At 73.7% G+C, this 24194-nt stretch carries 24 protein-coding genes; 17 read left to right on the top strand and 7 right to left on the bottom strand.

Features of this window, described 5'->3' with window-relative positions; all coding sequences use genetic code 11:
• The first annotated feature begins 145 nt into the window (after positions 1 to 145).
• The 9 genes from QFZ75_RS30225 to QFZ75_RS30265 all read left to right on the top strand — a co-directional run bounded on the left by QFZ75_RS30225 (position 146) and on the right by QFZ75_RS30265 (position 10571).
• Complete coding sequence (locus QFZ75_RS30225) at positions 146 to 2227, top strand: tetratricopeptide repeat protein (RefSeq protein WP_307541924.1); 2082 nt, start codon at positions 146 to 148, stop codon at positions 2225 to 2227.
• A gap of 160 nt (positions 2228 to 2387) precedes the next feature.
• The gene (ald, locus tag QFZ75_RS30230) at positions 2388 to 3512 is read left to right on the top strand and encodes an alanine dehydrogenase (protein WP_307541925.1); all 1125 of its coding nucleotides are present in this window, start codon (positions 2388 to 2390) and stop codon (positions 3510 to 3512) included.
• A 423-nt stretch (positions 3513 to 3935) separates the two neighbouring features.
• A complete protein-coding gene (locus QFZ75_RS30235) occupies positions 3936 to 5063 on the top strand; it encodes a ParA family protein (RefSeq protein ID WP_307541927.1) in 1128 nt (375 codons plus the stop codon).
• A complete protein-coding gene (locus tag QFZ75_RS30240; protein ID WP_307541929.1) occupies positions 5048 to 5623 on the top strand; it encodes a hypothetical protein in 576 nt (191 codons plus the stop codon). Before QFZ75_RS30235 ends, QFZ75_RS30240 begins: the two co-directional genes overlap by 16 nt.
• An 18-nt stretch (positions 5624 to 5641) precedes the next feature.
• Complete coding sequence (locus QFZ75_RS30245) at positions 5642 to 6625, top strand: ScpA family protein (RefSeq protein WP_307541930.1); 984 nt, start codon at positions 5642 to 5644, stop codon at positions 6623 to 6625.
• Positions 6622 to 7278 carry an SMC-Scp complex subunit ScpB gene (gene scpB, locus QFZ75_RS30250; protein ID WP_307541931.1) on the top strand — a complete coding sequence of 219 codons (657 nt, stop codon included), beginning with the start codon at positions 6622 to 6624 and terminating at the stop codon, positions 7276 to 7278. Before QFZ75_RS30245 ends, scpB begins: the two co-directional genes overlap by 4 nt.
• A complete protein-coding gene (locus tag QFZ75_RS30255; protein WP_307541932.1) occupies positions 7278 to 8549 on the top strand; it encodes a pseudouridine synthase in 1272 nt (423 codons plus the stop codon). The genes scpB and QFZ75_RS30255 overlap by 1 nt, the downstream gene beginning before the upstream one ends.
• A 235-nt stretch (positions 8550 to 8784) precedes the next feature.
• The gene (locus QFZ75_RS30260; protein WP_307541933.1) at positions 8785 to 9555 is read left to right on the top strand and encodes an NUDIX domain-containing protein; all 771 of its coding nucleotides are present in this window, start codon (positions 8785 to 8787) and stop codon (positions 9553 to 9555) included.
• Positions 9552 to 10571 carry an ADP-ribosylglycohydrolase family protein gene (locus QFZ75_RS30265; RefSeq protein WP_307541934.1) on the top strand — a complete coding sequence of 340 codons (1020 nt, stop codon included), beginning with the start codon at positions 9552 to 9554 and terminating at the stop codon, positions 10569 to 10571. The genes QFZ75_RS30260 and QFZ75_RS30265 overlap by 4 nt, the downstream gene beginning before the upstream one ends.
• Positions 10572 to 10659: 88 nt before the next feature.
• Here the strand turns inward: QFZ75_RS30265 and QFZ75_RS30270 are convergent, their stop codons facing one another.
• The 3 genes from QFZ75_RS30270 to QFZ75_RS30280 all read right to left on the bottom strand — a co-directional run bounded on the left by QFZ75_RS30270 (position 10660) and on the right by QFZ75_RS30280 (position 12435).
• Complete coding sequence (locus QFZ75_RS30270; RefSeq protein WP_307541935.1) at positions 10660 to 11100, bottom strand: ubiquinol-cytochrome c reductase iron-sulfur subunit; 441 nt, start codon at positions 11098 to 11100, stop codon at positions 10660 to 10662.
• On the bottom strand, positions 11097 to 11681 hold the full coding sequence (locus tag QFZ75_RS30275) for a DUF6529 family protein (RefSeq protein ID WP_307541936.1): 585 nt from the start codon (positions 11679 to 11681) through the stop codon (positions 11097 to 11099). Before QFZ75_RS30275 ends, QFZ75_RS30270 begins: the two co-directional genes overlap by 4 nt.
• 79 nt (positions 11682 to 11760) lie before the next feature.
• Positions 11761 to 12435, bottom strand: coding sequence for a hypothetical protein (locus QFZ75_RS30280; RefSeq protein ID WP_307541938.1), 675 nt, complete (start codon positions 12433 to 12435; stop codon positions 11761 to 11763).
• A 215-nt stretch (positions 12436 to 12650) separates the two neighbouring features.
• Here QFZ75_RS30280 and aroH point away from each other — a divergent pair, with 215 nt between their 5' ends.
• From aroH to der, 5 genes are all read left to right on the top strand, one after another.
• Complete coding sequence (gene aroH / locus QFZ75_RS30285) at positions 12651 to 13013, top strand: chorismate mutase (protein WP_307541940.1); 363 nt, start codon at positions 12651 to 12653, stop codon at positions 13011 to 13013.
• The gene (locus tag QFZ75_RS30290) at positions 13010 to 14095 is read left to right on the top strand and encodes a prephenate dehydrogenase (RefSeq protein WP_307541942.1); all 1086 of its coding nucleotides are present in this window, start codon (positions 13010 to 13012) and stop codon (positions 14093 to 14095) included. Before aroH ends, QFZ75_RS30290 begins: the two co-directional genes overlap by 4 nt.
• Positions 14096 to 14328: 233 nt before the next feature.
• Positions 14329 to 15024: a (d)CMP kinase gene (cmk, locus tag QFZ75_RS30295; RefSeq protein ID WP_307541944.1), complete on the top strand. Its 696-nt coding sequence runs from the start codon at positions 14329 to 14331 to the stop codon at positions 15022 to 15024.
• Positions 14982 to 15668: a 1-acyl-sn-glycerol-3-phosphate acyltransferase gene (locus QFZ75_RS30300; RefSeq protein WP_307541946.1), complete on the top strand. Its 687-nt coding sequence runs from the start codon at positions 14982 to 14984 to the stop codon at positions 15666 to 15668. Before cmk ends, QFZ75_RS30300 begins: the two co-directional genes overlap by 43 nt.
• Before the next feature lie 73 nt (positions 15669 to 15741).
• The gene (gene der / locus QFZ75_RS30305; RefSeq protein ID WP_307541947.1) at positions 15742 to 17220 is read left to right on the top strand and encodes a ribosome biogenesis GTPase Der; all 1479 of its coding nucleotides are present in this window, start codon (positions 15742 to 15744) and stop codon (positions 17218 to 17220) included.
• A 91-nt stretch (positions 17221 to 17311) separates the two neighbouring features.
• On the opposite strand, the gene QFZ75_RS30310 is transcribed toward der, so the two are convergent.
• A complete protein-coding gene (locus tag QFZ75_RS30310) occupies positions 17312 to 17626 on the bottom strand; it encodes a hypothetical protein (protein WP_307541949.1) in 315 nt (104 codons plus the stop codon).
• 101 nt (positions 17627 to 17727) lie between these two features.
• Positions 17728 to 18501 (bottom strand): hypothetical protein, encoded by a 774-nt coding sequence (locus tag QFZ75_RS30315; protein ID WP_307541951.1) that lies wholly within the window; start codon positions 18499 to 18501, stop codon positions 17728 to 17730.
• 395 nt (positions 18502 to 18896) lie between these two features.
• On the opposite strand from QFZ75_RS30315, the gene QFZ75_RS41225 reads away from it, so the two are divergent.
• The 3 genes from QFZ75_RS41225 to QFZ75_RS30325 all read left to right on the top strand — a co-directional run bounded on the left by QFZ75_RS41225 (position 18897) and on the right by QFZ75_RS30325 (position 20284).
• Entirely contained in the window at positions 18897 to 19070 is a 174-nt protein-coding gene (locus QFZ75_RS41225; protein ID WP_373465967.1) for a transglycosylase family protein, read from the top strand.
• A 23-nt stretch (positions 19071 to 19093) separates the two neighbouring features.
• Positions 19094 to 19183, top strand: coding sequence for a hypothetical protein (locus tag QFZ75_RS41230; protein ID WP_373466066.1), 90 nt, complete (start codon positions 19094 to 19096; stop codon positions 19181 to 19183).
• Between the two features lie 123 nt (positions 19184 to 19306).
• A complete protein-coding gene (locus QFZ75_RS30325) occupies positions 19307 to 20284 on the top strand; it encodes a transglycosylase family protein (RefSeq protein ID WP_307541954.1) in 978 nt (325 codons plus the stop codon).
• On the opposite strand, the gene QFZ75_RS30330 is transcribed toward QFZ75_RS30325, so the two are convergent.
• Positions 20259 to 20918, bottom strand: a complete 660-nt coding sequence (locus QFZ75_RS30330) for an ATP-binding cassette domain-containing protein (protein WP_307541956.1) — start codon at positions 20916 to 20918, stop codon at positions 20259 to 20261. The genes QFZ75_RS30325 and QFZ75_RS30330 overlap by 26 nt on opposite strands.
• Positions 20915 to 24193, bottom strand: coding sequence for an ATP-binding cassette domain-containing protein (locus QFZ75_RS30335; protein WP_307541958.1), 3279 nt, complete (start codon positions 24191 to 24193; stop codon positions 20915 to 20917). Before QFZ75_RS30335 ends, QFZ75_RS30330 begins: the two co-directional genes overlap by 4 nt.
• Position 24194 lies beyond the last annotated feature (1 nt).

Below are 24194 nucleotides of genomic sequence, written 5' to 3' on the forward strand. Positions count from 1 at the left end.
CCGATGTGACGATCGCCTGATCCGATCGGGGGATGTGCCCGCCGCGCTCCGCACGGATCGTCGCAGAGCGTGAACTAGGCTCTGAAAACGTCCCGTCCGGAGTGCCCGGCGGGCTTGTGCGCGCAGTGGGACGGGAGTGTGGCCCGTGACGGATCAGGCAGTGGACACCGGCGGCACGACAGTGTCGGAGAAGGGGTCGCGCCCGGCTGTCGCGTCCGCTCCGACGGACAGTCAGTTCCTCGGCCGTACACGTGAGTTGAAAGAACTCCGGGCCGACATCGAGCGGACCGGTCTCGACACCCTCGCCGGGCGCAAGGCGCCCCGCGCGCGCGTGCTGCTCATCGCCGGCAGACCCGGATCCGGCCGTACCGCACTGGCCGAGGAACTCGTACGGCAGGTCGCGCACAGTTACCCGGACGGTGTCCTGCGGGCCCGGCTCAGCGAGCCCGACGGTACGCCCGTACCGACCGAACGCACCGCCCGCGACCTGCTCACCGCCCTCGAACTGACCGCCCCGGCCGGAACCGACGAGGACGACCTCTCCGAGCGGCTGCGCGAGGCGCTCGCCACCCGCCGCACCCTGCTCCTGCTCGACGACGCGGCCGACGCCGGACAGGTCGACGCGCTCCTTCCGGAGAATCCCGACTGCCTGGTCGTCGCCGTCTCCGGCGGGCCGCTGACCGGTGTCCCGGATGTCCGCCCCTGCACGCTCGGCGGCATGGACACCAAGTCCGCCCTCGAACTCCTCGACCGCTACACCGGCTCCGTACGCATCACCGTGGACCCGCGCGCCGCCGAGGGGCTCGTCGAACTGTGCGCCGGCCAGCCCGCGGCGCTCGTCCTCGCCGGGGCCTGGCTGGCCCACCGCCCGGGGTCCGCCGTCGCCGACCTCGCCAAGCAGCTGCACACCGAGGGTGACGAGGGGACGGTCCTCGAACGGGTCTTCCGGCTCACGTACGCGGCCCTGCCCACGGCGGTCGCGCGGATACTGCGGTTCCTCTCGCTCGCCCCCGCCGGTCTCGTCGACCCGCACACCGCGTCCGCGCTCGCCGGCTGCTCGGTCGGCGCCGCCCACACCGCCCTGGACGACCTCACGAAGCTCGGCCTCGTACGGGCCGTGGAGTCGCCCCTGCCGCAGTACGAGGTGCCCGGCTGCCTGCTGCCGCTGCTGCGCCCGCTCACCGCGGCCGAGGACCGCCCGGCCGAGCTCCAGCTGGCCCGCGCCCGGATGCTGGAGCGGACCGTGCGGCTCCTCGGGTCCTGCCGGGCGATCACCGAGACCGACAGCTCGCCCGCCCGCGAGAAGCTCGCCGGGATGCCCCGCGCGCTGCGCTTCCCGAATCCCCGTGCGGCCGCCGACTGGCTGCGCATCCGGCAGCCCGCCCTGCTCGCCGCCGCCCGTCTCGCGGTCGCCGACGGGGAGCTGGACACCCTGGCCCGCCGGCTGATGGCGGCCCTGGTCAGGGCGCTGGTCGCCCACTTCGGTACGCAGGCCGCGGCGCCCGAGCTGTACGGCATCCACCGGCTCGTCCTGGATGTCGCCGAGCGCCGGAACCTGCCCCGCGAGAAGGCCGCCGCGCTGCTGAACCTCGCCGACCTGGACGCCCGGACCGGCCGTACGGCCGACGCGCTGGCCCGCTACCGGGCCGCTCTCGACGCCGGACGCGAGGCGAACGACCCCTACGCGACCGGCCGCGCGACGGAATCCGTGGGCGCCGCCCACCAGGAGCTCGGGGACTACGACCGGGCCGCCGACTGGTACGGCCGGGCGCTGGCCCAGCGGCTCGCCCGCGACGAGCGCGCGGACGCGGCCCGGCTGCACGGCCGGATCGCCACCGTGCACACCTACGCGGGCCGCTACGGCGAGGCGCTGCGCAACTGGCGCTCCGCCGTCACCGGACACCGCAGGACCGGTGATGTGGCGGGCCAGGCAAGGGCGTTGAGCGAGATGGCGCGGGTGCAGGAGTACGCGGGCCGGCCCGAGGAGTCCCTCGTCACCTGCCAGGAGGCGGTCGAGTGGGCGCGCCGCGCCGACGACGTGCGGCTGCAGGCCGCGCTGCAGCTCCGGCTCGCCGACACGCTCGACCGGCTGGGGGACCCCGCGGCGGCCCGGCTGCACCGTGCCACGGCCGGCCGCATGCTCGGTGACGAGCTCCCGGAGAGCGCATCAGCCAGGGAACAGGACGGCAACGCCTACGAAATCCGCAGTGCATCCGAAGAAGATTGATGCTTTGAAAGGCTAGACAGAGAGAAGCCCTTCATTAGACTGGCTCCGCCGCGTCCTTTCATGGTGCTTCCCGGTGTGCTCCCGTGCATCCGGGTATGTCAGGCATCGTCATGTCTTGCGCTGCCTGCCCCCGCCCCAGACCCCTCCTGAGCCAAGGACCGTGATCGACGTGAAGGTCGGCATCCCCCGCGAGGTCAAGAACAACGAGTTCCGGGTGGCCATCACCCCCGCCGGTGTGCACGAGCTGGTGCGCCACGGCCACCAGGTCCTCGTCGAGCGGCACGCCGGTGTCGGCTCCTCGATCACCGACGAGGAGTTCGTCGCCGCCGGCGCGCGGATCCTCGCCACCGCCGACGAGGTCTGGGCCGCCGCGGACCTGCTGCTGAAGGTCAAGGAGCCCGTCGCCGAGGAGTACCACCGCCTGCGCAAGGACCAGACGCTCTTCACCTACCTGCACCTGGCCGCGTCCAGGCAGTGCACGGACGCCCTGCTGGAGTCCGGCACCACGGCGATCGCATACGAAACCGTCGAGCTGCCCGGCCGCGGGCTGCCGCTGCTCGCCCCGATGTCCGAGGTCGCGGGCCGCCTCGCCCCGCAGGTCGGCGCCTACCACCTGATGCGCGCCCACGGCGGCCGCGGCGTCCTGCCCGGCGGTGTCCCGGGCGTGCAGGCCGCCCGGGCCGTGGTCGTCGGCGGCGGCGTCTCGGGCTGGAACGCCGCGCAGATCGCCGTCGGCATGGGCTTCCACGTGACCCTGCTCGACCGCGACATCAACAAGCTCAAGGAAGCCGACAAGATCTTCGGCACGAAGATCCAGACCGTCGTCTCCAACGCCTTCGAGCTCGAGAAGGCCTGCCTGGAGGCGGACCTGGTGATCGGCGCCGTGCTCATCCCCGGCGCCAAGGCCCCGAAGCTGGTCACCAACGAACTGGTGTCCCGGATGAAGCCCGGAAGTGTCCTTGTCGACATCGCGATCGACCAGGGCGGCTGCTTCGAGGACTCGCGTGCGACCACCCACGCGGAGCCGACCTTCCCGGTGCACGGTTCGGTCTTCTACTGCGTCGCGAACATGCCGGGCGCGGTGCCCAACACGTCGACGTACGCGCTCACCAACGCGACGCTGCCGTACATCGTGGAGCTGGCCAACCGCGGCTGGGCCGAGGCGCTGCGCCGCGACGCCGCGCTCGCCAAGGGCCTCAACACCCATGACGGAGCGGTCGTCCACCACGGGGTCGCCGAGGCCCACGGCCTGGCGCACACCGAGCTGGAGACCCTGCTGGGCTGACCTTCCGGCCGGGTTCGTCCCGGTTCGGCGGGCGACCCCCCGCCCGGCAAAAGGCGATTCGTCAACAGAGGTCGTCAACCTCGCACGTACGGCCGGACCTTGTCCCACAGGGCCCGGCCGGATGTGTGTCGGGTCACTTCGGGAGACTGGTTCAACTCGCCTCGAACGTAACCCTTCGACCGTTTCGCACACCCCTGAAACCTGCCGTGCGACGCCCTTACGCCCTTGACAGCGGGATGTTCCGTTGCCGACACATCGGGCCGGGTCCGGCGGATTGTGTTGCTGCGAAGCGGTGACACGCCATAGAGTCGCCAACCGTCGGCATGGTGCCACGCTGACCTATCGAGAAATTTCCTGGTCACCAAGGAGGTAAGACGACTTGTGAATGAGTCGACATTTACTCCCGGGGGTGGTCAACCAGGAATGCCTGCGCAAGGCTCAAGGCCCACGGGGCTCGAGGCTGTCGGCTCCGTTGCGGTGCGCACCTTCGCAGCCCACCAGAGTCCGAAGACGACTCAGACAGCACACAAAAGCATGGATGGCCATCACGTGAACGCCATGGCCGGCAACGGAAGTGGCGAGAACCGCACCCACTTCGCCGACTACGACGACCTGCCCGAGGGGCACTTCTACGACCCCGACGCCGAGTACGAGCCGGATCCGGAGTACGCGGCCACGCTCGCGCCCGACGCGGCGCGCCAGCGCCGTGAGCGGATCGGCCCGACCGGGCGCCCGCTGCCCTACTTCCCGATCCCGGGCCCGCTGACCGACCACGGCCCCGCGAAGATCATCGCGATGTGCAACCAGAAGGGCGGCGTCGGCAAGACGACGTCGACCATCAACCTGGGTGCCGCGCTCGCGGAGTACGGACGCCGGGTCCTGCTCGTCGACTTCGACCCGCAGGGCGCCCTGTCCGTGGGCCTCGGTGTCAACCCGATGGAGCTCGACCTCACGGTCTACAACCTGCTCATGGAGCGGGGCATGGCGGCCGACGAGGTGCTCCTGAAGACCGCGGTCCCGAACATGGACCTGCTGCCGAGCAACATCGACCTGTCCGCCGCCGAGGTCCAGCTGGTGAGCGAGGTCGCCCGCGAGTCCACCCTGCAGCGCGCCCTGAAGCCGCTGATGGCCGACTACGACTACATCGTGATCGACTGCCAGCCCTCGCTGGGCCTGCTCACCGTGAACGCGCTGACGGCCGCCCACAAGGTGATAGTGCCGCTGGAGTGCGAGTTCTTCGCGCTGCGCGGGGTCGCGCTGCTCACCGAGACCATCGAGAAGGTCCAGGAGCGGCTCAACCCCGAGCTGGAACTCGACGGCATCCTCGCCACGATGTACGACTCGCGGACCGTGCACAGCCGTGAGGTGCTCGCGCGCGTGGTCGAGGCGTTCGACGAGCACGTCTACCACACGGTGATCGGCCGGACCGTCCGCTTCCCGGAGACCACGGTCGCCGGTGAGCCGATCACGACGTACGCCTCCAACTCCGTCGGCGCCGCCGCCTACCGTCAGCTCGCCAGGGAGGTGCTCGCCCGGTGTCACGCCGAGTGAGTCTGCCGGGGGCCGACGAACTGTTCCGTACGACCGGGGGGATGGCGCTCCAGTCGTCGAGCCCCAGGCGACAGGCCAACGGCGAGGCGCGGGTGCCTGCTCCGGCGGGCGAGAGCGACGCCGCCGCCGGGGAGGACGGGCCGCAGTCGGTGCCCGTCCGGGGCGGCGACGGTGAGGGCGACGAACACGTCGCGGCCGACGCCGGCTCCGCCGACGGCGAGTCCCGGAGCCGGGGCGCCGTCGCGGCGGACCGTTCCGGCAGGCGTCCGGGGCCGCCGGAGGGTGCTGCCGGGGCCGGCGGGGGACAGCAGTCCCGCAAGCGCGGGCGGGCCCCCGGGCGGCGGCCCAGCGGGCGGGAGCGGCACGACGAGAAGATCACCGTGTACGTGTCCGCCGAGGAGCTCATCGACCTCGAGCACGCCCGGCTGGTGCTGCGCGGGGAGCACGGACTCGCGGTCGACCGGGGCCGGATCGTGCGGGAGGCCGTCGCGGTGGTCCTCGCGGATCTCGAATCCCGGGGGGACGCGAGCATTCTGGTACGACGTCTGCGCGGTCGGTAGGGGTAGCCTGCGACGGCCATGACCTCGGACGACACCCCTGTTCCCGCTGCCGCCCCGCCTCCTGTCACCGACGGGTCCGCAGGACGGCGGCGTGTGCTGGGGCGGGGGCCCGGGGGCGCGGTCCCGCCCGGGGCCCCGGCGCCCACGGCGGAGCCGGAACCCGCTGGGACGGAACCCGCCGCAGCGGAGCCCGGGGACGGGGTCTTCACCGTTCGGCTGGCCAACTTCGAGGGCCCCTTCGATCTGCTGCTGCAGCTGATCTCCAAGCACAGGATGGACGTCACCGAGGTGGCGCTGTCCGAGGTCACCGACGAGTTCATGGCACACATCCGGGCGATGGGGCCGGACTGGGACCTCGACCAGACGACCGAGTTCCTGGTCGTCGCCGCGACACTGCTCGACCTGAAGGCCGCCCGGCTGCTGCCCTCCGCCGAGGTCGAGGACGAGGCCGACCTGGCGCTCCTGGAGGCCCGCGACCTGCTCTTCGCCCGGCTGCTGCAGTACCGCGCGTACAAACAGATCGCCGACATCTTCAACCGCCGCCTCGACGAGGAGGCGCGCCGCCACCCCCGTACCGTCGGGCTGGAGGCGCACCACGCCGCGCTGCTGCCCGAGGTCGTCATCGGTATCGGGGCGGAAGGTCTCGCCCGGCTCGCGGTGAAGGCGATGCAGCCCAGGCCGAGGCCCCAGGTGTACGTGGACCACATCCACGCGCCCCTCGTGAGCGTGCAGGAGCAGGCCGCCATCGTGATGGCGCGGCTGCGGGAACTCGGCGAGGCGAGCTTCCGGGTGCTCGTCGAGGACACCGACGACACCCTCACCGTCGTGGCGCGTTTCCTGGCCCTTCTGGAGCTCTACCGGGAGAAGGCGGTCTCCCTGGACCAGGAGGAGGCCCTGGGGGACCTGGTGGTGCGCTGGACGGGTGGGGAGGGGCAGGCGCAGCCGACGGTGACGGACGAGTTCGACAGACCGCCCGAGCCGGTGAAGGAGGAGAAGGTGTGAGCGAGGACACCACGGGGGTCCCGGCGGGGCCGCGCGGCGTCGCGGATCTCGACCTCGGACCCGCGCTGGAGGCCGTGCTCATGGTCGTGGACGAGCCCGCGACCGAGGAGCACCTCGCCAGGATCCTGGAGCGGCCCAGGCGGCACGTCGCGCACGCGCTGCGCGCGCTGGCCGACCAGTACACCGTCCAGGGGCGCGGCTTCGAGCTGCGGCGCATCGCCGGCGGCTGGCGGTTCTACAGCCGGCCCGCGTACGCGGCGGCCGTGGAGCGGTTCGTGCTGGACGGCCAGCAGGCCCGTCTCACGCAGGCGGCGCTGGAGACGCTGGCGGTGGTCGCGTACCGGCAGCCGGTCAGCCGTTCGCGGGTCTCGGCGGTCCGCGGAGTGAACTGTGACGGGGTGATGCGCACCCTCCTGCAGAGGGGTCTGGTCCAGGAGGCGGGCGCGGAACCCGAAACAGGTGCGATCCTGTACAGGACGACGAACTACTTCCTGGAGCGAATGGGCCTGCGCGGCCTGGACGAGCTTCCGGAGCTCGCGCCCTTCCTTCCGGAGGCGGACGCGATCGAGGCTGAGACGCTGGAAGGGGTCCCGTCGTTCGATCCGGATGCGCCGGACGCAGATGCAGACGACACGACGACGACGGAACTTTGATGCGAAGCAGTGGCAGCGGCAGTGACAGGAACAGCGGCGGGCGCGGCAACCCCCGCGGGACGGGCGGGGGAGGCAACTCCCGCGGCTCCGGTGGTGGCGGCAACTCCCGCGGCTCCGGCGGCGGCAACCCGCGCGGCTCCGGCGGCGGGGGCGGCGGTCCGCGCGGCTCCGGCGGCGGCGGTGGCTCCCGCGGCGGTGGCCCCCGCACCTCCGGCAGCGGAGGCGGCTACCGGGGGACCGGTGGGAGCGACTCCCGGCAGAACGGCGCGGGAGGGGCCGACGACAGGCCGAAGCGCCCCACCAAGCCCCGTCCCGAGGAGCGCCGCTACGACGTGGGTCCCGGCGCCACCCACGAGGGTGCGAAGTCGGGGCGCGGCAACTCGGCCCGCGGCGGCGCCAAGGGCGGCCCCAGGCAGGGGCAGCAGCGCGGCGGCCGTACGGAGAACGCGCGCTCCCGCGAGTACGAGACCCGTACCGAGGAGCGCAACCGCGACCGGTACGCGGGCAGGCCCGAGGTGAAGACGCCCAAGACCTTCCCGGGCGCCGAGCAGGAGGGCGAGCGCCTGCAGAAGGTGCTCGCGCGCGCGGGCTACGGTTCGCGGCGTGCCTGCGAGGAGCTGGTCGAGCAGTCCAGGGTCGAGGTCAACGGCGAGATCGTCGTGGAGCAGGGCATGCGCGTCGACCCGGAGAACGACGAGATCAGGGTCGACGGGCTGACGGTGGCCACGCAGTCGTACCAGTTCTTCGTGCTCAACAAGCCCGCCGGTGTCGTGTCCACCATGGAGGACAACGAGGGCCGTCAGTGCCTCGGCGACTACGTGACCAACCGCGAGACGCGGCTCTTCCACGTGGGACGGCTCGACACCGAGACCGAGGGCCTCATCCTGCTCACCAACCACGGTGAACTGGCGCACCGCCTGACCCACCCCAAGTACGGCGTGAAGAAGGTCTACCTCGCGCACATCGTGGGACCGATCCCGCGCGACCTGGGCAAGCAGCTCAAGGACGGCATCCAGCTGGAGGACGGGTACGCGAAGGCGGACCACTTCAGGGTCGTCGAGCAGACCGGCAAGAACTACATGGTCGAGGTGACGCTGCACGAGGGCCGCAAGCACATCGTGCGGCGCATGCTCGCCGAGGCCGGCTTCCCGGTCGACAAGCTCGTGCGCGTGTCCTTCGGACCGATCGCCCTCGGCGACCAGAAGTCGGGCTGGCTGCGACGCCTGTCCAACACCGAGGTCGGGATGCTGATGGCGGAGGTCGGCCTCTAGCGGCACCGCTCCTTTCGAGCAGTACACGGCATCGGCCGGTTCCGGGATCCTCCCGGGACCGGCCGATGTGCGTCCGGGGGTTGTGCCACCGCGCCCCGCTCTTTATAGTCGTACTGACCATTAAGGGGGCGCCCCTGCCGGGCGCGGCCGACGGAGCAGGGCCCACGGGGGTGGTCCCGGTCCCGGCCCGCCCGGCGGGGGACCGCGCCCCGGACATCGCACAGGAGGAGGGGGCGTGGAGGGCTACGACAAGCACGCCTTCGAGCCCTTCGCCGTCACCGTCGACCTCGCGGTGTTCACGGTTCGGGCGGGTGTGCTGCAGGCGCTGCTGATCGAGCGCGGACAGGAGCCGTACGCGGGCTGCCGGGCACTGCCCGGCGGGTTCGTGCTGCCCGCGGAGTCGGCGGAGAGGGCCGCCCGGCGCGAACTCGCCGAGGAGACCGGCCTGTCGGACGTCTCCGGACTGCACCTGGAGCAGTTGCGCACGTACAGCGAGCCGGACCGCGACCCCCGGATGCGGGTGGTCTCCGTGGCGTACACCGCGCTGCTCCCGGACCCTCCCGATCCGCGGGGCGGCGGGGACGCGGCGAGCGCGCGCTGGCTGCCGTACGACGGACTGGGGCCGCTCGCCTTCGATCACGACCGGATCCTCGCCGACGCCCACGAACGGATCGGCGCCAAGCTCGAGTACACCTGCCTCGCCACGGCGTTCTGCCCGCCGGAGTTCACGCTGGGGGAGCTGCAGCAGGTCTACGAGACGGTGTGGGGGACCGTGCTCGACCGGCCCAACTTCCGGCGCAAGGTCCTCGCCACCCCCGGCTTCGTCGAACCGGTGCCGGGCGCGGCGCGGCTGACCGGGGGCCGGGGGAAGCCCGCCGCGCTGTACCGGGCGGGGGCGTCCTCGGCGCTGCATCCGCCCCTGCTGCGGCCCGTGCCGGTGCCGCAGTCCTCACCGCAGTCCTCATCGCAGTCCTCTGCTTCGTCTTCGGAAGGGCGTTCCTCATGACCACGACCGTCAGGAAGCAGGCCGCCACCGGGGCGCTGCTCGGGCTCGCCCTCGGGGACGCGCTCGGCGCTCCGACCGAGTTCAAGGACGTGCCGGCGATCCTCGCCGCGTACGGGCCCTGGCGGGAGCTGGAACTGCCGGATCCCGCTCTCGTCACCGACGACACCCAGATGACGCTGGCGCTGGCGAGGGGGCTGCGCACGGCCATGGACCGCGGGCTCCTGGGGCCCGGGCGGCTGGAGCGGCCCGTGCGCGAGGAGTTCGTCGACTGGTACCGGTCACCGGAGAACAACCGCGCGCCCGGCCGGACCTGCCTCGTCGCCTGCGAGAAGCTGAAACGTGACGACCGGGCCTGGCAGGACGCCAGCCAGACCGGTTCCAAGGGCTGCGGCGCCAACATGCGTGTCACGCCGCTCGGCCTCGCCCCGGGGCTGAGCGACGAACAGCGCGCAGGCGCCTCGCAGTTGCAGGCCGCCCTCACCCACGGCCACCCGACGGCGCTGGCCGCCTCGGACCTCACCGCGCACGCGGTACGGCTGCTCGCACAGGGCGCCGAGCCGACCGGACTGGTCGGCCGGCTGCGGTCGTACGCGTACGAGAACCGGACGCGCTACCACGAGCGCTGGCTCGGCGATCTGTGGACCCGCGCCCAGGACCCGACGCCGGAGCACTTCATCACGCGGGGCTGGGACGAGTGCCTGGAGGTCCTGGAGCGGCTCGGGTCGGCCCTGCGGTCGCCGTCGCCCGAGACGGACCCCTGCCTGGCCACCGGCGCCGGGTGGATCGCCGAGGAGGCCCTCGCCACCGGGCTGCTGTGCTTCCTGCTCTTCGTGGACGAACCGGTGACGGCCCTGCGCCGGGCCGCCTGCACTTCCGGGGACTCGGACTCGATCGCGTCTCTGGCGGGCGCCTTCGCGGGGGCGTACCTCGGTGCCGACGCGTGGCCCACGGAATGGGCCGACCGGATCGAGCACCAGGGCGACCTGATGGCGTTCGGCGCGCTCTGGGACGCCTGACCCGACGGGACCCGGCCTGACCTGACGGGACCCGGCCTGACCCGACGGGAGCCGGGCCGGGCCCGGACGGGCATCCGCCCCGGCCGGGTCAGACGAGGCGGATCGAGTCGCCCTCGACCTCGATCCGCCTCGCCGCGAGCGGTTTCGGGGCCGGGCCGCCGGCCACCGAGCCGTCGGCGACACGGAACCTGCTGCCGTGGCAGGTGCAGTCGATCGTGCCGTCCGCGACCTCGGCGACGATGCAGCCCTCATGGGTGCAGACCGCCGAGAAGGCCTTGAAGTCGCCCTCCTCCGGCTGGGTGACGACGACCTTCTCGTCCTTGAGCACCTTGCCGCCGCCCACCGGCACCTCACCGGCCTTGACGAGTTCCTTCCCGCCGGGCGGGACGGTGGGAGCCTCCTGCGCCCCGCCCCCGCCCCCGCCGTCCTCGCCCCCGTACCTGCTGCAGCCCAGGAGCAGCGCGCCCGTCGCGCCCGTCGCGAGCACCGTGCGCCGCCGCGGCGAACGGCCCGTCAGGGGGTCGGTCATGTCGTCACTCCGAAGGTGCGGAAGAACCACAGGGCGGAGGTCAGCCAGATCACGGTGAGGGCGGAGAAGACGAGTCCGCCGACGACTGGCAGCACCCAGCCGGGCAGCCGCTCCGTGCGGAGCAGCAGCATCTTCGCGCTGAACGCACCGAAGAAGAAGCAGCCCAGCAGCGAGTGCCACAGGACGCGCGGCTCGTACGTCTGGTAGCCCAGCGCGTACAGGCAGTGCACCGCCACCGGGACCGCTACCAGGAACGCGACCCGGCCCGACCAGCGGTGCAGTACGCCGGACCAGCTCGGGCCCGGCAGGCGCCCGTACACCATGAGGGCGGAGACGAGCTGGAGGAGCGCGAAGGCGATCGCGACGGTGGCCAGCCACGACTTCACCGCGCTCGTGCTGCTGAAGCCCGCCAGGTTGAAGGCGGTGCCCGCCGGGTCGTGCAGGTTCCCGTAGACACCGAGGATCACCGCGACCGCGCTCGCGACCAGGGCGGGGACGAGGTAGCCGGCGGCCCCCGGGCCGCGGGGCGCGGGCCGGGGCGGCGGGAAGTTCTGGGTGGCGGCGTTCGGGTCCACGGTCACGGTCGGCTCCCTGCGGTCACGCGGTGATGGAGCACGGGGCGGAGCGAAGAGCGAAGAGCGGAGCTGCGGAGCTACGGGGTCATGGGGTCACGGGCCGGGCGGTCAGCTGCTTCCCGTCGACCGTCACGGTGCCGGTCTCCGGGTCGATACGGGGCGCGGGACGGGCCCTGCCGTCGCGCTTGAGGATGCCGACCTGACGGCCGCCGGGCAGCAGGATCCAGCCGCCGTCGACCTCGGCGCCGCGCACGATGGCGGTGGCGCGGTACAGCCCGGACGGCTTGACGGCCTTGTCGGCGGTGAAGCCGTACTCGCGCCGCCCCATGTCGACGGTGCCGCGGATCCGTTTGCCGGCCAGCTCGCCGGTGAGCACCTGGCTCTGCTCGTTCGTGAGCCGCATGCTGCCGTCGTCCTCGACGTCGCCCTTCAGCCACGACTCCTGGTCCCGGCCGTCACAGAAGTACGCGACCGCCCCGCCGTCGCGCAGGGTCACCGCGACCGCGGACGAGTCGTCGTCGGTACGGCCCGCGTAGTCGCCGTCCGGCACGGCGGACCTCGACGGGCTGGGCGACGGCGACGGCTTTCCGGGCGTGGCCGTCGCCTTTCCCGGGGGCGCCGGGCTCGCCGGCACGGCGCCGGCGGGCGAGTCGTTCCCGGCCGACGTGCTGCGCGTCCCGGTCGTCACGTTGAGCGACAGCATGAACAGGGCGAGCAGCAGTCCCGCGAGGAGCGTGAGAAGTGGTCCGGAACGCTTCATCGAGCCTCCCCCGAGGCGTGGCGCGGACAGGCTCACCATGCAAGCGGACCCGCGGCCCCTGCGTCCAGAGGCGTACGGGAGCGACTTCGCGGGATGTACGGGCGAAACCGCCCCCCCGGGCGGTCGTCTCGGCAGGCGGGCGCCGGGCGTCGGCCGGTCGGCGGCTGACTAGGCTGGAGGCGACAGAGCCGATACGCACCTCAAGGAGCATCACCGTGGCGGTACGAGCGGTCCGGGGCGCCGTCCAACTGGAGCGGGACGAAGCCGGGCACATGGACGAGCAGGTCAGCGAGCTGCTCACCGCCGTCCTGGAGCGGAACGGGCTGACCGGCGACGACCTGATCAGCATCTGGTTCACAGCCACCCCCGACCTGCACAGCGACTTCCCGGCGGCCGCCGCGCGCAAGCTCGGCATCGTCGACGTACCGCTGATCTGCGCGCAGGAGCTGGACATCCAGGGGGCGATGCCCCGGGTCGTGCGGATCCTCGCGCACATCGAGACCGATCTGCCGCGCACCGGCATCACGCACGTCTACCTGGGTGCGGCGGGCGCGCTGCGCAAGGACATCGCCCAGTGAGGACCGCGCTCGTCATCGGCACCGGGCTCATCGGGACGTCGGCCGCGCTGGCCCTCGCCGGGCGGGGCGTCGTCGTGTATCTGACCGACCACGACCCGGAGCAGGCCCGTACGGCGGCCGCGCTCGGCGCCGGGACGCAGGAGCCGCCCGCCGGACCCGTCGACCTCGCGATCGTCGCGGCGCCGCCCGCGCACGTGGCCGCCACGCTGGCCGACGCGATGCGGGCCGAGGTCGCGCGCGGTTACCTCGACGTGGCCAGCGTCAAGGGCGCGCCGCGCCGCGAGCTGGAGGCGCTGGGGCTCGACCTGTCCGCGTACATCGGGTCGCATCCCATGTCGGGCCGCGAGAAGTCGGGCCCGCTGGCCGCCACCGGTGACCTCTTCGAGGGGCGCCCCTGGGTGCTGACACCGACCCGGGACACCGACACCGAGGTGCTCAACCTGGCGCTGGAACTCGTCTCGCACTGCCGGGGGGTCCCGGTCGTGATGGACGCCGACGCCCACGACCGCGCGGTCGCGCTCGTGTCGCACATGCCGCACCTGGTGTCCAGCATGGTCGCCGCGCGCCTGGAGAACGCCGAGGAGACGGCCGTACGACTCTGCGGGCAGGGCATCCGTGACGTGACCCGCATCGCCGCGTCCGACCCGCGGATGTGGATCGACATCCTCTCCGCGAACCCGGGCCCCGTCGCCGACCTCCTCGCGGACGTCTCCGCCGACCTGGACGAGACCGTGCAGGCCCTGCGCGCCCTGCAGTCCTCCGACGAGGCCAAGCGGCGCGCGGGCGCCACCGGCATCGAGGACGTCCTGCGCCGCGGCAACGCGGGCCAGGTCCGCGTCCCGGGCAAGCACGGGACCGCGCCCACCGTGTACGAGAGCGTCGTCGTCCTCATCGACGACCAGCCGGGCCAGCTGGCCCGCATCTTCGCCGACGCGGACCGCGCGGGCGTCAACATCGAGGACGTCCGCATCGAGCACGCCACGGGCCAGCAGGTGGGCCTGATGGAGCTGATGGTGAAACCGACGGCGGTGCCCGTGCTGACGGCGGCGCTGCGGGAACGGGGCTGGGCGATCCGCCAGTAGCGGGGCCGGTCCCGCCGGGGGCGCGGGGAACGGCGCCGGGCCCCCGGCCCACCCGCGCCGGGCATGCGTCCCGGGCCCCGGTGCCGCGGCCGTGGGCGGACCCGGTGCGGCGGCCGTGAACGGGCCCCGCGCAGGGGTCGTCAGACGGGGGCCGGGAAGCCAGTAACCTTGTTCGGGGCGCGCTCGCGTCCCGAACGAGCCCAGCACCCCGCACCAGGAAGGTGTCCGCACCCGTGGAATCCACCGCCGCCCGGACCGCTCCGGCCGTGATCGTCGCCATAGACGGTCCCTCCGGCACGGGCAAGTCGAGCACCTCCAAGGCCGTCGCGGCGCAGCTCGGCCTGAGCTACCTGGACACGGGCGCCCAGTACCGGGCGATCACCTGGTGGATGGTGACCAACGGCATCGACGTCACCGACCCGTCCGAGATCGCGGCCGCGGCCGGCAAGCCGGAGATCGTGTCCGGCACGGACCCGGCGGCGCCGTCCATCACGGTCGACGGCACGGACGTGGCGGGCCCCGTCCGCACCCAGGAGGTCACCTCCAGGGTCAGCGCGGTCAGCGCCGTCCCCGAGGTCCGCGCCCGCATCACCGAGCTGCAGCGCTCGATCGCCGCGGCGGCCGGCCGGGGCATCGTCGTCGAGGGCCGGGACATCGGCACGACCGTGCTGCCCGACGCCGACCTCAAGATCTTCCTCACCGCCTCGCCGGAGGCCCGTGCGGCCCGCCGCAGCGGCGAGCTCAAGGGCGCCGACGTCGACGCCACCCGCGAGGCCCTGATCAAGCGGGACACGGCCGACTCCACCCGCAAGACCTCCCCGCTGGCGAAGGCGGACGACGCGGTCGAGGTGGACACCTCCGACCTCACGCTGCAGCAGGTCATCGAGTGCGTCGTCACCCTCGTCGAGGAGAAGCGGGCCGCGAAGTGAGCGAAGCCCCCACCGCCCGCCGGGCGGACGTCGGCCGCCGCATCGGCGTCGGCCTGATGTACGGACTGTGGAAGCCGCGCGTCCTGGGCGCCTGGAAGGTCCCCGCGACCGGCCCGGTGATCTTCGCCGTCAACCACTCCCACATGATCGACGGCCCGATGGTCATGGGCGTGGCGCCCCGGCCCACGCACTTCCTGATCAAGAAGGAGGCGTTCGTCGGCCCGCTCGACCCCTTCCTGCTCGCCATCGGGCAGGTCAAGGTCGACCGCACGGTCGTCGACCGCAACGCGATCACGCAGGCGCTGGGCGTCCTGGACGACGGCGGCGCCCTCGGGATCTTCCCCGAGGGCACCCGCGGCGAGGGCGACTTCGCCTCGCTGCGCGCCGGGCTCTCCTACTTCTCCGTCCGCAGCGGGGCCCCGATCGTGCCGGTCGCCGTCCTGGGGAGCACGGAGCGGCGCGGACGGCTGATAAAGGGGCTGCCCCCGCTGCGCAGCCGGGTCGACGTCGTCTTCGGCGACCCCTTCGAGGCGGGCGACGGCAGCGGACGGCGGACGCGCAAGGCGCTCGACGAGGCGACCGTACGCATCCAGAAGCAGCTCACCGCGCACCTGGAAAACGCCAGGCGTCTCACCGGACGCTGAGTGACACTTGAGTAGTGGATCACCCGGTACGGGTGGTTCCACCGATCACCACGATGAACGAGGTACGGACTTCATGAACGACCAGATCCAGCCCGACGGCTCGGAGCACGAGCACGGGGCGCTTGGCGAGGTCGAGGCCTCCGAGTATGCAGCGTTCATGGAGCTCGCCGCGGAGGAGGGCTTCGAGGCCGACGACATCGAGGGCGCGCTCGAGGAGGCCGGGCACGGCCCGCTCCCCGTCCTCGCCGTGGTCGGCCGCCCGAATGTCGGCAAGTCGACCCTGGTGAACCGCATCATCGGCCGCCGCGAGGCCGTCGTCGAGGACAAGCCGGGCGTCACCCGCGACCGCGTCACCTACGAGGCCGAATGGGCCGGCCGCCGCTTCAAGCTGGTCGACACCGGCGGCTGGGAGCAGGACGTCCTCGGCATCGACGCGTCCGTGGCCGCGCAGGCCGAGTTCGCGATCGAGGCCGCCGACGCGGTCGTCTTCGTCGTCGACGCCAAGGTCGGCGCCACCGACACCGACGAGGCCGTCGTGCGGCTGCTGCGCAAGGCGGGCAAGCCGGTCGTCCTGTGCGCCAACAAGGTCGACGGTCTGAGCGGCGAGGCCGACGCCTCGTACCTCTGGTCGCTCGGTCTCGGCGAGCCGCACCCCGTCTCCGCACTGCACGGCCGCGGCACCGGCGACATGCTGGACGCGGTCCTGGAGGCGCTGCCCGAGGCGCCGGAGCAGACCTTCGGCGTCGCGGTCGGCGGGCCCCGCCGCATCGCGCTCATCGGCCGCCCGAACGTCGGCAAGTCGTCGCTCCTGAACAAGGTGGCGAACGAGGACCGCGTGGTCGTCAACGAGGTCGCCGGCACCACCCGTGACCCGGTCGACGAGCTCATCGAGCTCGGCGGCGTCACCTGGAAGTTCGTCGACACGGCCGGTATCCGCAAGCGGGTCCACCTCCAGCAGGGCGCCGACTACTACGCCTCGCTGCGCACCGCCGCCGCCGTGGAGAAGGCGGAGGTCGCGGTCGTCCTGCTGGACGCCAGCGAGAACATCAGCATCCAGGACCAGCGCATCGTGACGATGGCCGTCGAGGCGGGCCGCGCGATCGTCCTGGCCTTCAACAAGTGGGACACCCTCGACGAGGAGCGCCGCTACTACCTGGAGCGGGAGATCGAGACCGAGCTCCTCCAGGTGGCGTGGGCCCCGCGGGTCAACGTCTCGGCGCGCACGGGCCGGCACATGGAGAAGCTGGTCCCGGCGATCGAGGCCGCGCTGGCGGGCTGGGAGACCCGTGTCCCGACGGGCCGCCTGAACGCCTTCCTGGGCGAGCTGGTCGCCGCCCACCCGCACCCGATCCGGGGCGGCAAGCAGCCGCGCATCCTGTTCGGCACCCAGGCCGGCACCAGGCCGCCGCGCTTCGTGCTCTTCTCCTCGGGCTTCATCGAGCACGGCTACCGCCGTTTCGTGGAACGCCGCCTGCGCGAGGAGTTCGGCTTCGAGGGCACGCCGATCCACATCTCGGTGCGGGTGCGCGAGAAGCGCGGCCGCAAGAAGTAACCGCACACGCGGTGTGCCGCGTGCGGTGTACGGAAACGGGAGGGGGCCCCTGCGGATGCAGGGGCCCCCTCCCGTTTCCTCCCGCGGCGCGTCAGCGTTCCCGGCGCGGGCCCGGCGGCAGCGCCGCCGGGGTCAGGCCCGTCGCGTGCTGCCGGGAGACGGGCCGCATGCCGTACACGGTCGGTGTGCGGGCGCCCGGCCCGTACGGGTCGCCGAACACCGCGAGGCCGAACTCCTCCTCGCCGCTGCGGTCGCCCGGCAGGGCCCGGAAGGTCCTGAGGTACTCCGCGTAGAGCGCGTCGTAGATCGGGGTGGCCGAAGAGCTGCCCGAGGTGTCCCGGGCCGGCCGCACGGCCGGGAGCGGGGACGAGTAGGGCAGGCGGCGATGGGCGTCGTAGGTGTGCACGTACGTGCCAACGACGCCGCCGCCCTTCGGATGCGGCTCACGGCCCGCTTTCGCAGGTCACAGGAGTGCGCCCGCCCCCTCGGGACCCCGGCCGGCCGGACTCAGGTACCGGCCAGCGGCATCGCGCTCGCCACCAGCCGGCCGCTCGCCGCGGCCTTGTCGAGGGCGTCACGCAGCAGGTCCTCGCGGGGCTGCCGGCCGATCGAGCCGACCGGGGCCGCGAACAGCAGCACCTGCTGGTGCTTGTTGGCGGCCGTCCGCCAGCTGTCGGTGACCTGGAGCGGCTGGTGGGCCTGCCACCAGGCGACGGGCGAGCCGCCGTTGGTGCCGGGCTGCAGGATCGCGTGCAGCTGGCCCACGGCGAGCAGCACGGACCAGCCGTGCAGCACGGGCGGGACCTCGGTGAGCTTGCTGAGCGGCATGAAGCCCTGCTCGATGAGGAGCGGCAGGAAGTCGTCGCCGCCCCCCGCCGTGCCCGGGCGGGCGATGCGTTCGGTCGGTTCGACGACGAGCGCGGGGTGCAGTTCACCGTTGAGCAGGACGAGCCCGCTGGTGACGCCGAGGACGGCCTGCTCGGGCAGGGCCTCGGAGGGGCGCTCGTCGCCGGTGATGGACCGGGCGGCGCCCTGCAGTTGCTCCTCGGTCACCTGGACGACCTGTGAGGGCAGGCAGGTGGCGTGGGCGAACGCGAGTACGGCCGTCTCGTCGCCGATGAACAGGACGGTGCTGGTGCGTTCCTGTTCGGAGTTGCCCTGGGTGCGGCAGGACGTGCAGTCGTAACTGCCCGGGGCGTTCTCTCCGGCGAGCAGCCGGTCGGCTTCTTCGTCGCCGATCTCGGCGCGTACGTCGTCGCTGACGTCGAGCATGCGCGGCACGGGTGGCTCCTCGGGATGCGGTGCGTCTTGTGGCCGGAGGTTCCCGGTCCGTGAACCGGATGGGTTTCCGGCTCATGAAGGAGACAACGGAGGATCTGTGGCGGGGGTCACGCCCGGGAGCGAACGGAATCGAACCATCCCGCGCGCAGGGTGAACCCGGTGGCGGAATGTGTCACTCCATTCCAACTGCTCCGGCAGACAACGAAGTTGATGCGGTGAGGGGGGTCACGGATCAGTGGGGGTGATGGTCGACAAATCAGGAGATCAATGAATGAAGTGGGTGTCCGGAATTCGACGATACCTAGGGTAACGGTGAACTGGTCCGAAATGACGACGAGTTGGATGAGTCGGTTGATACCGGACCTCTCGTCTCATGGATTGCTCCGCCGTGTGCAGTGAGCACCGCTCGGACGGCTCGCCGCGAACGGCGGTGCCGCAGCGGCGGCGACCGGCACGTCAACACCGGGAACGGCTGCTGCGGAGGGCTCCGGTCCTCCGCCGGCACCTGGCGCGGTGCGTCCGGAAACGCTCCCGCGGCGGCTGCACCGTCCGCGGCGGTGGCACGCTGAGCGGCATCGCCGCGCGTCACGGGATCACCTGGCAGCGCCTGTACGCCGCCAACCGGGCCGTCGTCGGCGGGGACCCCGACGTCATCGTCCCCGGGCAGCGGCTGAAGCTCTGAACCGGAGCCCGTACCGGAATTCTCCGGCCCCGGGGCCCCACCGGGTCCGCCGACCGGGTGGGGCCGCGCCGGCCGTCCGCGCGGCTGGTCCGGACACCGCGGGGGCCCGCCTAGCGTGGCCCGATGTCGATCACGCGCATGCGGTACGCGGCCGCCGTCGCCGTCGCCCTCGTCCTGTCGGCCCCTGTGCAGGCGGCCGCGGCGCCGCCGGTCTCGGGGCTACCGTCCGCGGGGCCGCCGGCCGCCGTGCCCGGGTCCGCCGCGGCCCCGGTCTCGTACGGCTGTGCGAAGGACCGGTGGCCGTGGGGATGCCTCGCGCAGTGCGAGAGCGGTGGGCGCTGGAACGCGAACACCGGGAACGGCTACTACGGGGGGCTGCAGTTCTGGCAGCCCACCTGGCGGGCGTTCGGCGGCCTCGCCTACGCGCCCCGCGCGGACCTCGCCACGAGGGAGGAGCAGATCAAGGTCGCGGAGAAGGTGCTGCGGGTGCAGGGCTGGAAGGCGTGGCCCACCTGCTCGAAGCGGTACCGGCTCACGGGGCGGACGCATGTGGTGAAGCGGGGTGAGTCGCTGTCGTCGATCGCCCGCCGGTACGGGATCGAGGGCGGCTGGCAGGCGCTCTACGCACTCAACCGCCAGGTGGTCGGCCCTCGCCCGGACCGCCTGGACACGGGCACGCTGCTGCGCCTGCCGAAGGCGCCGGCCCCGGGACACCGCCCGAAGCCGCAGAAGGGCGGCGAACCCGCGAAGAAGCCCGCCACGGGCCGCCCGAGCGCGCCGCGGCCCTCGGCGACACCGACCCCTCCGGCTCCGCCCGTCACCCCCACCCCTTCGGCCCCGCCGGCCCCGGCGACGTCCGCGACTCCGCCGGCCCCGGCGACGTCCGCGACTCCGCCGGCCCCGGCGACGTCCGCGACTCCGGCGGTCCCGGCGACCCCGGCGATTCCTTCTGCTCCCTCCGATCCTTCCGATCCTTCCGGTCCTTCGGGCTCCTCGATTCCGGTGGTGCCTGCGGTTCCGCCGCAGGGCGCGGTCCCGTCGGTCCTGCCGGCCCCGTCGCAGACGCCGGCGCGGCTCACCGCTCCGCCGCCTCGCCGCTGAACGCCAGGGCGCCGCGACGCAGTTCGTACACGAGTGTCGTTGCGGCGCGCAGGCCCGGCGGCAGGCGCTGTTCGGCTATGAGCACCGTGGCGTCCAGGCCGGTCAGCAGGTCGTACGTGCGGGACGCGATCGCGGGGGACATGCCCTGGGCGGGCTCGTCGACGAGGACCACGCGCGCGCGTGCCAGCAGCGCGCGGGAGAGGGCGAGCATGCGGCGCTCCCCGCCGGAGAGCGTGCCCGCCCTCCGCGGCAGCAGGTCACCGAGCCGGGGGTAGGCGTCGAGCGCGGCCTCGAACGGACCGCCGCCGGCCGCGAGTCCCAGGTTCTCCCGGACGGTCAGCGAGCCGAAGACCGCGCGGCTGTCCGGCACGAGGCACAGACCGCGGCGGGCCCGTTCGTACGCGGACAGGTGCGTGACGTCGGCGCCGTCCCAGACCACGGCGCCCCGGGACAGGGGCACGGTCCCGGCGAGGGCGCGCAGCACGGTCGTACGGCCCGAGCCGTTGCGGCCGAGCAGGACGGTGACGCCGGACGCGGGCACGTGGAGCGTCACCCCGTGCAGGGCCTCCAGCGAGCCGTAGCGCACGCGCGCCCGCCGCAGGGAGATGCCGCCGGTGCCTCCGGGCCCGCTCATCCGTCGATCACCGTGTCGAGCCCCTTGAGTCCCCTGAGTTCATCGAGTCCGTCGAGCACCCGGTCGGCGGGGCCGGACGCGACGATCCGGCCCGCGGTCATGACGTGCACCGTGTCGGCCAGGTCGGCCACCAGGTCGAGGTCGTGCTCGACGACCAGCAGGGCCGTGCCGTCGGCGGCCAGTGCCCGCAGCACCCGGGTCAGCGCGGTCACCTCGCCGGTGTCGAGCCCGGCCGCCGGTTCGTCCAGCAGCAGGATCCGTGGACCGCCCGCCAGCGCCCGGGCGAGTTCGACCCGCCGCAGGGTGCCGGTGGGCAGGTCCACGGCGGGGAGCGCCCGTACGGATCCGTCCAGTCCGAGCAGCCGCAAGGCCCGCTCCGCCGCGTCCGCGTCCACGACCCGCCCCTGCTCGGCGCCCACGCGGACGTTCTCGGCCACGGTCAGGGTGGGGAAGACGGCCAGTTGCTGGAACGTGCGCGCGATACCGAGCCGGGTCCGTGCGTGGGCGGGCAGCCGGGTGATGTCCCGTTCCCCGAGCACGACCCTTCCCGACGCCGGCCGCACGGTTCCGGCCAGGCAGTGGAAGAGCGTGCTCTTCCCCGCCCCGTTGGGCCCGACGACCGCGGTGACCCGGCCCGGCGGGAGGTCGAGGTCGACCCCGTCGAGAGCGGTGAACCCGTCGTCGTAGGCGACGCGCAGCCCCCGGGCGCGCAGAGCGGGCGCCGCCTCACCGGCAGGGGCCCGGGCCGCCCCCGGCGCTCCACGAGCCCGCCCGCCGCCCGCTGCCACAGGCGCCGACCCCGGCCCGGCGCCGGGCCACTCCGCGCCCGGCCCGGCGCCGGGCCACTCCGCGCCCGGCCTCGCGCCGGGCCACTCCGCGCCCGGCCTCGCGCCGGGCCACTCCGCGCCCGGCCTCGCGCCGGGCCACTCCGCGCCCGGCCTCGCGCCCGGCGTCCCACGTGCCCGGCCGCCCGCTGCCGGAAGCGTCGGCCCTGCACCCTGCTGCTCCGTGCCCGGCCGCCCCGGGCCCGGCCGCTCCGTGCCCGGCGCCCCACCCGCACGCCCGCCGCTTGTCGCCGCAAGCGCCGGGTCCGGTCCCGTGTCCGGCGGCTCCGCGCCCGGCAGCCCCATGCCCGCCCCTGTGCCCGTCGGCCTGGCGGCACCTGCCGCCGACCCGGGCCCGGGCCCGCCGGTGTCGGCCCCGCCGACGTCCGATCCACCACTGCCGGACGCACCGAGTCCGGTCCCGCCGACGTCCGGCCCGTCCGGCGGTATCGGGCGCTCTACCAGTGGTCGTTCGCCCACGTGGAAGCGCGGTGTGTCCGGGGCGGTGGGCGTCCGTGCGCCGGGCGGTCCCGGTCCGGTGGCCGTTCCCGCGCCGGCCGGTGTGCGAGGCGCGGGAAGGGGGCCGGGGTCCCGCGCCGCGGCCCGCAGTCGTCGTCGTACGGCCGTCCCCAGCGGGGTCAGCGTCGGTTCCCGGTGGGGTCGCAGATGTCCGGCGGCCTGTCGCAGGGCCTCGTACGGGCCGCCGGGGAAGCGGCCCACGAGGACCGCGAGGAGCCCGACGACGGCCGCCGCGACGCCGCCCCGGGCGCCCGCGTCCAGGCCGACCAGGAGCGCGGCCCCGAGCAGCGCGCCGAGGACGCTGTCGGCGCCCAGCACCACGACCGCGGCGAACCAGAGCAGACCGCGGACCGGGTCGTACGCCGCCGGGTCGAAGGCGCGCACCCCCATGCCGAGCATGCCGCCGCCCAGCGCGGCCAGCGCGGCGCCCGCCACGAAGGCGGTCAGTTTGAGCGCGGGGACGCGGACGCCCGCCGCCGAGGCGCCCGCCTCGTGGTCCCGCATGGCGGCCAGGGCCCGGCCGGTACGGCCCCGCCGCAGCGCGTGGGCGGCGAGCAGCGCGCCGGCGAGCAGGACCAGTTCGAGCGCGTAGTACGCGCGGTCGCCCTCGAACCCCGCCGGCCGCCCCAGGGCGAGGCCCGAGGTCGCGTACGGCTGGGCGAAGACGAAGCGGCTGACGCCGACGCCCACCGCGAAGGTGGCCAGGGCCAGGGCCAGACCGTGGCGTCCGATGGCGGGCCGGCCGGTCAGCAGTCCGAGCGGGGCCACCAGCAGCACGGCCACGAGCAGGGCGGCCGTTTCCGGGAGTTCGGGCAGGGCGGGGAAGCGCCCGGCGGCCAGCAGCGCCGTGAAGAGGGCGCCCAGCCCGGCGTACGCGGCCTGGCCCAGCGAGATCTGGCCGCCGCGGCCCGTCACGACGACCAGGGACAGGAGGACGACGCCCAGGGCCGGTACCTGGACGGACGTGTGCAGGTCCGGGCCCGCGAAGCCCAGGGGGAGGAGGAACAGGATCACCGCGACGATCCACGCGCCCGGCGGGGTCACCACGCGGGCCGTCGCCGTGCGCGGAAGGGCGTCCCGGGTGCCGGTCCCCGGCAGCACCAGCGCGGCGACCAGCAGGGCGACGACGAAGAGGTTCGCGCCCACCGCCTGCACGAGCGGTTCCAGCCGGCCCGGCGGGTGCAGCCGGGTCAGCTGGCTCTGGGCGATCCCGATGCCCAGGGCCACCACGACCGCCACCGGCAGGCTGCGCATCCGGGCGGCCACCGCGACCGCCACCACCTCCATCACCAGCAGCGGCATGCCGTACGGGTCCAGGCGTACGTACGGAGCCAGCAGCACCCCCGTCAGACCCGCGGTGAACGAGCCGAACGCCCAGCCGGCCGCGGCCACCCGGTCCGCGTCGATGCCGCTCAGCGCGGCGAGCGGGCGGTCGTCGACGACGGCCCGCAGCTCCCGGCCGAAGCGGGTCCGGCGGATCACCGCGCCCACACCGGCGGCCAGCACGAGCGCCACCGCCGACTGGCCCCAGGGGTCCCGGGGGACGAGCGCCGGTGCGTCCGGGCGCGCGCCGGGACCCCACACGAGCGCCGCCCCGCCGACGAGCAGGACGAACACGCCGATGGACGCGACGAGGGTCTGCGCCGGGTCGCCGCCCAGGACGGACAGCGGCCGGAAGACGCACCGTTCCAGCGCCACGCCGATCGCCGGGGCCACCACGAGGAGGGTCAGCGGGGCGGCGAGCGCGAGCGGCCAGTGCCACTCGACGGTGAGCTGGCGCAGCAGGTAGGCGCAGACCATCGCGATCGCGCCGTGCGCGAAGTTGAGCACGCCGGTCGCCCGGTGGGTGACCACCAGCCCGATTCCGGTGAGCGCGGCGGCGCTGCCCACGGAGAGCCCGGCGAGGGTGAGGTCGTACGTCAGTGACGTCATC

Origin of the sequence: Streptomyces sp. V3I8, from assembly GCF_030817535.1 — a bacterium.
Classification (GTDB): Bacteria; Actinomycetota; Actinomycetes; order Streptomycetales; family Streptomycetaceae; genus Streptomyces.